Here is a 7,817-nt window from a genome sequence, read left to right on the forward strand (position 1 = left end):
CTGCCTAACGCCATCCCAGCAAACTACCCGAAATAGATCCAAAACGATGGCCGCCACGCCAGTGGCGGCCATCGTTTAACACCAGTCACCTAGGCGTAGAAACGTGGTGTGACGATTTGGCGGATCCTGCTCGCCGACGACCATCTCGTGGTGCGGGCCGGGCTGCGGGCCCTGCTCGCCGCCGACCCGCGCTGCCGGGTCGTGGGCGAGGCGGCCGGGCTCGACGAGCTGCGCGCGGTCGCGGCGCGGCGGCGGCCTGACCTCGTCGTGCTCGACCTGAGCTTCGGGGGCGACAGCGCGCTGCCGGTGCTGCCCGAACTGCTCGCGGCCGAGCCGCCGCCGCGGATCGTGGTGCTCACCATGCACGACGACGTGTCGTTCGCGCGGGGGGCGTTCGCCGGGGGCGTGCACGGCTACGTGCTCAAGGAGGCCGCCGCCGACGAGCTGCTGCGGGCGGTGGAGACGGTGATGGCCGGTTCCGTGTACGTCGACGCCGAGCTCGGCGCGCGCCTGGCCCGCGACCGCCCGGCCCCGGGCGACACGCTCAGCCCGCGCGAGCGCGACGTGCTGGCACTGCTGGCCGACGGGCACACCAACGCCGAGATCGCCCGGCGCCTGTCGATCAGCCTGCGCACCGTCGAGACGCACCGGGCCAACCTGCGCACCCGGCTCGGCACCACCAGCCGGGCCGGCCTGGTCGCGGCGGCGCGCCGGATCGGCCTGCTGCCGTGACCCGCGAGCGGGCGTCGGCCGTGGCCGCGTGGGTGTCCGCGGCGGCCGGAGTGGCCCTGCTCGCCGCGGCGTTCCTGCTGGAGCTCAGCGGGATCAGCGCCCGCGGGGAGCTGTGGACGGCGGCCGGCGCCGGCGGGGCCTTCCTGCTGGCCCTGGCCGTCCTGCCGGCGGCGGGGGCTCGCCGGTTCGCGGTGCGCGCCCGGCTGCTGACCGCGGTCGGCGTCTCGGCCCTCATCGCCGTGGCCGCCCTCTGGCAGGGCAGTGTCCGGCCCGATCCATCGTTACTGCTCCTGCTCATCCCCGTCGCCCTGCTCTTCGCCACGGCCGGCCTGGCCCTGCGCGAGGCCGCGGTCGAGGGACGCCGCTCCCGGCTCAGCCAGACCCGTTTCCGCCTGGACGGCGCCGAGGCCGAGCGCCGCCGCTGGGCCCGCGAGCTGCACGACGACACCCTGCAGGAGCTCGCCGCCGCGCACGTGCTGCTGGCCGCCGCGGCCGCCGCCCCCGACCCGGCGGCCCGCTCGGCCGGCATCGCCGACGCCCGCGAGATCGTGGGGCGGCAGATCCAGTCCCTGCGGCGGCTCATCGCGCAGATGCGCCCGCTCGCCCTCGACGCGCTCGGCCTGGCCGCCGCGCTCGAGGACCTGGCCCGCCACGCCCACGACCGCGACGGCGTGGAGGTCGAGGCGGAGGTGGAGGGCCTGGCCCGGCTGCCGGCGGCGACGGAGACGGCGGTGTACCGGATCGTGCAGGAGGCGCTCACCAACGCGCTGCGCCACGCCGGGGCGGCGCGGATCCGCATCGAGACCGGGCCGCTCGGCCGGGGCGTGCGGGTGGTCGTGCGCGACGACGGGGCCGGGCCGCCGCCGGAGGGCTTCACCACCGGGCACGGGCTGCGCGGCATGCGCGAACGGGCCGAACTGCTCGGCGCCGCCCTGCACGTCGGCCCGGCCGCCCTCGGCGGCACCGAGGTGACGCTGGACCTGCCGGCTCAGGCGATGTAGTCCTCGAGCAGCGCGGGCGTGAGCCCGGCCTTGGCGATCGCGTCGAGCACCGCCAGGAAGTCCTCGACGAACGCCGGCCGGAAGTGCATGAGCAGGATGTCGCCGGCCTTGACCGCCGAGCCGGCCTGGTAGCGCACGATCCCCTTGTCGGTCGTCTCCTTCCAGAAGAACGCGGCCTTCATCCCGCAGTCGTGCACGACCTTCAGCGTGGTGGCGTCCTTGTCGCCGAAGGGCGGCCGGAACAGCACGGGCCGGCGGCCGTAGAGCTTGGCGAGCTCGTCGGCGGAGCCGCAGATCTCGTGCTTCTGCACGTCGTAGGACTTGCCCTTAAGCTCCGGGTGGGAGATCGTGTGCGCCTCGATGACGGCGCCCGTCTGTTCCAGCTGGGAGAAGTACCCCGGATCCGCCTTGATCGCGTTGATCTCCAGGAACAGCGTGACCGGCACGTGCGCGGCCCGCAGCAGTGGCAGCGCCTCGGGCACCTTCGTCCAGCCGTCGTCGATGGTGATGAAGGCGACCGGCTGGTTGGTCGGGATCGCGCTGTACCAGCCGGCCGACGGCCCCGCCGGCACGGTCACGGGCTGCGGCGCGGGCGCCGGCGCGAAGTGCGGGATCCGGGCCAGCTGCGCCGCGCTCAGCCCGGTCGCGCTCGGTGCGGCGGCGCTCGGCGCCGGCTCTCCACCCTCGTCCCCGCCCGTGGTCCCGGCCGCGGCCGTGGTCGCCGCCTTCGGTGCGCTGCACCCGGCGAGCAGCGCGCAGATGACCAGCAGCGCGCCACCGAGCCGTTTCCCCATGAGCCCTCCCACCAAAGGGATCCCGGGCCGGCTGCGCCGCCGGACCCGGAATCACGCGTCGCCGCCGACCCCCCTTCGGCCCGCGACGAGCCCAGCCTGCCGGGCGCGGGCCGTTCCCGCCTCGGTAGGCCGCCGCAGCCGCATTGCGGGTTTCCCGCAATCCCCCACGCGCCCGTCCGAGGCGGCCGGCCAGCGCAGGTGACCGGGCGCGGCCCGTTCCCACCTCAGCCGGCCCACGCAGGTGAACGGGCGCGGCCCCGTTCAGGCCCGCCGCGGGTTTCCGCATCCCCGCCCGGCACAGGTGACCCGGCGGTAGGTGTAGATAATCTTCTATATTCGAAGATAAGATCGCCAGGCGTTCGACCAGGCCCCTCGGCGGGAGCCTGGGCCTTCCGGCCCGTGGGCGGGGCGGCGTTGCCCCCGGAGAACGGGCCGCCGTCCGAAGGGAACATCGTGGCAATCAACGAAGAATCCGGGCTCTGCGCCCCTCGGCGGGTTCTCCTGGCCGGCCTCGGCGGGATCGGGGCCGCCACCCTGCTCGCCGCCTGCGGTGACGACGCCACCGCGCACCCCGCCGCCGCACAGTCCACGGCCGGGCCGCTGGCCGACACCAAGGACGTGCCGGTCGGCGGCGGGATCGTGAGCAACGGGCTGCTCATCGTGCAGCCCGAGAGCGCAACGTTCAAGGTCTTCGACGCGGCCTGCCCGCACAAGGGGATTCTCGTCGGGGTGCCGCAGAACGGGGTGGCCACCTGCCCGGCCCACTCGTCGACGTTCAGCATCAAGGACGGGTCGCGGATCGACGGCCCGACGCCCACCGGGCTCAAGGAGATCACCATCAGGGTCGACGGGACGAAGATCCTCAGAGCCTGACGGCGGCCGCCTCACCGCAGCGCCGCGGTGAGCGATACGAGCTCGGCGGCCGGGACGGGGCGGCCGTAGTGGTAGCCCTGCGCGTAGCGGTATCCGAGCCTGCGCAGGGCCTCCGCCTGCTCGGCGGTCTCCACGCCCTCGGCGACCGCCCGCAGCCGCAGCCCGTCGCTGATGCCGATGAGCGCCTCGGCGATGACCGAGTGCTCGCCGGCCTCGGTCACCCGGTCCACGAAGGACTTGTCCACCTTGAGCACGTCGACCGGGCAGGTGCGCAGCAGGCCGAGTGACGAGTGGCCGGTGCCGAAGTCGTCCAGGGCGACCTGCACGCCGAAGCGCTGCACCTCGCGCAGCTCGTCCAGCGCCGAGCCGCCGTCGAAGACCGCGGTCTCGGTCACCTCGACCATGAGGTTGGCCGGGGCCAGGCCGGCGCAGCGCAGCACCTCGCGGAGGCGGCCGGCGAACCCGGCCTCGCGCAGCTGGCGGGGAGAGACGTTGACCGAGACGTACTGCAGCGCATCCGGCCCGAACTCCCGCCGCCACTGCGCCGCCTGCCGGCACGCCTCGGCCAGCACCCAGTGCCCGACCGGCACGATGAGGCCGGTGCGCTCGGCGGCCGGGATGAACAGGTCGGGGCGGATCATGCCGCGCTCCGGGTGCTGCCAGCGCACGAGCGCCTCCACCCCGACCGGGCGCCCGTCGTCGAGGCGCACGATCGGCTGGTAGAACACCCGCAACTGCCCCGTGTCGAGGGCGACCCGCAGCTCGGCGGCGATCCGGGACTGTTCGGCGCCGCGCTGGTCCATGCGCGGCTCGTAGTGCACCTGGCGACCCTTGCCGCGCTCCTTGGCCGCGTACATCGCCACGTCGGCCCGGCGCAGCAGTTCCTCGGCGTCGCCCTCGTCCCGCGCGCCGACGGCCACGCCGACGCTCGCCTCGACGACGAGCTGGTGGCCCTGCGCGCTCAGGGGGCGGCGCAGCCCGACCGCCACCTCGCCGAGCGTGAGCAGCGCGGGCACCTCCCCGGCGGCCGGGAAGACCAGCGCGTACTCGTCGCCGGCCAGCCGCGCCACCAGCCCGTCCGGCGGGCACAGCTCGGACAGCCGCACCGCGGCCGCGACGAGCAGGGCGTCGCCCACGACGTGGCCCAGGTCGTCGTTGATGGCCTTGAAGTCGTCGAGGTCCACGACGGCGACCGCCACCTGTCCGCCGTTGTTCAGGGCCTCCGAGGTGTACTGCGTGAGCCGCCACCAGTTCGGCAGCCGCGTGAGCGCGTCGTGGGTGGCCTGCCAGGCGAGCGTGTCCTGGTACTCGACGACCTCGCGCAGCGCGGTGGCCTGCCGGGCGGCCACGAGCAGCGCCAGCACGACCGTGCCGATCGCGACCGCGAAGACGTCGTCGCCGCCGTCGCGGGCGTCGATCAGCAGCAGCACGCACGTGGCGAAGACGGCCAGGTAGGGCACCAGCCCCGGCCGGCGGCGACGGGCCGGGGGCGGTGACACGACGCCGGCGGCGCGGCGCTGCCGGTCCGCGGCGAAGCACAGCACGAGGCAGGTGATGGGCAGCACGATCGGCGTGCCGTTGAGGTATGGCTTGTCGGCGAGCGTCGCCGGCACCATCGCCCCGCCGACCCCGCCCAGGCCGCCGGTCAGCGCGAGGAGGTACAGCGCCCGCCGGTCCAGCGGCCCGGTGCCGGTGAAGGCGACCTTCACGAACGCGAACGCGCACAGCAGGCCGCAGGCGGCCAGCGCCATGACCGCGCGGGTGCCCGCCGCGTTGCCGCCGGACCACTCGGCCCAGTTGCGGAACCAGAAGTGCCACGCGAACGTCACGACGGTCACCAGTACCGTCGCCGAATCCAGCCCGAAGCGCAGCCATTCCCCGCGGGTGCGCCGGGCGCCCGGGATGCGCAGCAGGCCCCACAGCAGCTCGGCCAGCCCGGCCAGGTAGATGCCCGCGGTCAGCGGCCCGATGTGCTGCGGCGCGACCACGCCGCGGAACACGTCGACCGCGTTGCTGACCGCGGCCAGCCCGATGAGCGCCACACCGATGCCGACGTGGCGCCAGAAGCGCGCGGCACCCGGGGCGATCCCGGGCGCGGTCGTCACCCCGTGACACGTCCGCACCGCGCAGCCGACCGTGAGCGGCACGAAGGCCCAGCTCGGCAGCGCCGGCACCGGCCGCGCCATCCCGACGGCGAACCACGCCTCCGCCGCCACCGCCAGGAGCATGGCCGTGACGAGCAGGCCGGTCGGACGCCAGGTCGCCACCCTCTCCACGATGCCGAGATCGGCACGCGGGCGGCGAAGCTGAACGAATTGTCCGCCGCTCGGGTCGTGTCAGGGGTGCGGTGCGATGGCATCCCGGGATCGCGTCCGCGGCGGGCCCGGGGCAAGGTTCGGCCGGGGCCGAACGATCCCGGCCCTACGGTCTTCCGCATGGAGCTGGAGACGATCATTGACGGGGCCGTGCAAGAGGTGCTCGCGACCGCGGGCGAGTGGCTCGGGTGGGACGGACGGCCGGTGCGGTACGACGGCAACGCGTGGACGCCGCACAAGGCGCTGCGCCGGGTCACCGACCACCTGGTCGACCACCTCGCCGAGCTCGAGTGCCGGCTGGCCGGGCTGGAGCCGCTGCCCGACCGCTGGCACGGGCGGACCGTCACCACCCACGCCGACTTCGCCCGGTTCACCGAGACCGACCTCGATGAGGCGACCAGCCGGCTCACCCGGCTCGCCGCCTGCTACCGGGCCCGGCTGCGCGGGCTGTCCGACGAAGCGCTGGACGCCCGGCCCGACCCCGGCACCTGGACGCTGCGGGAGGTTGTGCAGCACGTCGCCGGTGTCACCTACTACGCGCAAGCGATGCGTTGCGGGGCGGCCTCGGCGATGATGTGAGGCACAGCCGAGGGATGGAGGATCCCATGGGCTACCTGGACCCGCAGACCGAGGCGCCGCAGCGGCCCGCACCGGCGGTGCTGCGCAACCCCGACGCCGGTGTGCTGTACCTGCGCTCGTATCTGCTCATGCGGGCGGTGATCGGCTTCCTCGGGGTCGCGCTGCCCTTCGCGCTCGTGCTCGGCGACATGGCGCTGGAGCGCGGGAAGATCCTGGGCTCCCTCAGCGAGTACTTCTACACCGGCATGCGCGACGTCTTCGTCGGCAGCCTGTGCGTGACCGGCCTGTTCCTCATCACGTACAAGGTGTTCGAGCACAACCTGGACAACTCGCTGAGCATCGTGGCGGGCGTCGCGGCGCTGGGGGTGGCCCTCTTCCACACCGACCGGCCCAAGGGCTCGACGATCCCGCTCACCCCGCTGCAGGAGGCGATGGGCGAGCGGACGGTGGCCACCGTGCATTACGCCAGCGCGGCCGTCTTCATCATTTCCCTGGGGATCATCAGCCTGTACTTCGGGATCCGCGAGGGCAAGCGCACGCAGTTGCGCGGCCGCCGCTCGCCCGAGTTCTGGCGCCGCTTCCACATCACGTGCGCGGCTGGCATCGCCGTCGCCGTGGTCTTCATCGCCGTCGCCGAGATCACCGGCTGGCTCGCCGACTACGCACTCATCATCGGCGAGACCCTGTCGATCCTGAGCTTCGGCGCGTCCTGGCTGATGAAGGGCCTGGAGCTGCGGGTGCTGCTGGGCCCGGAGCCGGCCGACGAGCCGCTGCAGACCCAGGAGGCGGCCACCGCGGGGTGAGCTCTTACCATGAGGCATGGTGACGGCCAAGCCGGCCGCGGGCGGCGGGCGCTGGGTTGAGATCTCCCCGGAGCGGTTGCGCGGCTGGCTCGACGGCTTCTACGGGCGCCACCAGGGCGCCGACGAGGACGGGCTGGTGCTCACGGGGGCCAGCAACGGGGACAAGGCGACGCTGCACCCACCGCCCGGCCTCGACGCGGCCGCCGACGTCGACGCGCTGCTGACCGGGCTGGCCACGCCGCCGCGGATCGGGCTGCTCCTGGCCCGCAAGGGCGCGGTCGCGGCCGGGATCGCCGACGGCACGACCATCGCGGCGTCGAAGGTGGAGCGCTTCCACGTGCACGGGCGGACCGCGGCCGGGGGTTGGTCGCAGCAGCGCTACGCCCGCCGCCGCGACAACCAGGCCGACGCCGTGGCCGGGAAGGCCGCCGACATCGCTGAACGCGTGCTGCTGCCGGAGGCCGGCGGGCTGGCCGCGCTCGTCTGCGGCGGCGACCGCGGGCTGCTCGACGCGATCCTCGAGGACCGCCGGCTGGCCCCGCTGGCCGCGCTGCGCCACCCGCGGCTGCTGGACGTGGCGGAGCCGCGGCTGGCCGTCCTGGAGGAGGCCGCCGTCGCCGCGCGCAAGGTGCGCATCCACCTGGTGCCGTAACGGCGCGGGGGGGGCGGGGCGGCGGCGGCGGGCGCCGGGGGGGGTGGGGGGGGGTGGGGGGGGGGTGA

8 protein-coding genes are annotated in these 7,817 nt (G+C 74.5%); 6 read left to right on the plus strand and 2 right to left on the minus strand.

Going from position 1 to position 7,817, the window contains the following annotated elements:
• Positions 1-108 precede the first annotated feature (108 nt).
• Both AB0M46_RS50290 and AB0M46_RS50295 read left to right on the plus strand, forming a co-directional pair.
• Positions 109-732: a response regulator transcription factor gene (locus AB0M46_RS50290; protein ID WP_363348690.1), complete on the plus strand. Its 624-nt coding sequence runs from the start codon at positions 109-111 to the stop codon at positions 730-732.
• The gene (locus AB0M46_RS50295; protein WP_363348692.1) at positions 729-1,733 is read left to right on the plus strand and encodes an ATP-binding protein; all 1,005 of its coding nucleotides are present in this window, start codon (positions 729-731) and stop codon (positions 1,731-1,733) included. Before AB0M46_RS50290 ends, AB0M46_RS50295 begins: the two co-directional genes overlap by 4 nt.
• Here the strand turns inward: AB0M46_RS50295 and AB0M46_RS50300 are convergent.
• Positions 1,721-2,527 carry a polysaccharide deacetylase family protein gene (locus AB0M46_RS50300; RefSeq protein ID WP_363348694.1) on the minus strand — a complete coding sequence of 269 codons (807 nt, stop codon included), beginning with the start codon at positions 2,525-2,527 and terminating at the stop codon, positions 1,721-1,723. The genes AB0M46_RS50295 and AB0M46_RS50300 overlap by 13 nt on opposite strands.
• Before the next feature lie 453 nt (positions 2,528-2,980).
• Here AB0M46_RS50300 and AB0M46_RS50305 point away from each other — a divergent pair, with 453 nt between their 5' ends.
• Positions 2,981-3,400, plus strand: a complete 420-nt coding sequence (locus AB0M46_RS50305) for a Rieske (2Fe-2S) protein (RefSeq protein ID WP_363348696.1) — start codon at positions 2,981-2,983, stop codon at positions 3,398-3,400.
• Positions 3,401-3,411: 11 nt separating this feature from the next.
• Here the strand turns inward: AB0M46_RS50305 and AB0M46_RS50310 are convergent, their stop codons facing one another.
• Positions 3,412-5,667, minus strand: a complete 2,256-nt coding sequence (locus tag AB0M46_RS50310; protein WP_363348698.1) for a bifunctional diguanylate cyclase/phosphodiesterase — start codon at positions 5,665-5,667, stop codon at positions 3,412-3,414.
• Positions 5,668-5,835: 168 nt separating this feature from the next.
• On the opposite strand from AB0M46_RS50310, the gene AB0M46_RS50315 reads away from it, so the two are divergent.
• From AB0M46_RS50315 to AB0M46_RS50325, 3 genes are read left to right on the plus strand one after another with little or no spacing between them, the layout of a single operon-like run.
• A complete protein-coding gene (locus AB0M46_RS50315; RefSeq protein WP_363348700.1) occupies positions 5,836-6,294 on the plus strand; it encodes a DinB family protein in 459 nt (152 codons plus the stop codon).
• A gap of 26 nt (positions 6,295-6,320) precedes the next feature.
• Positions 6,321-7,097 carry a hypothetical protein gene (locus AB0M46_RS50320; protein ID WP_363348702.1) on the plus strand — a complete coding sequence of 259 codons (777 nt, stop codon included), beginning with the start codon at positions 6,321-6,323 and terminating at the stop codon, positions 7,095-7,097.
• Between the two features lie 16 nt (positions 7,098-7,113).
• Positions 7,114-7,749, plus strand: coding sequence for an acVLRF1 family peptidyl-tRNA hydrolase (locus AB0M46_RS50325; protein ID WP_363348704.1), 636 nt, complete (start codon positions 7,114-7,116; stop codon positions 7,747-7,749).
• The last annotated feature ends 68 nt before the right edge of the window (positions 7,750-7,817 follow it).

Source organism: Dactylosporangium sp. NPDC051485, assembly GCF_040682015.1.
Lineage (GTDB): Bacteria > Actinomycetota > Actinomycetes > Mycobacteriales > Micromonosporaceae > Dactylosporangium.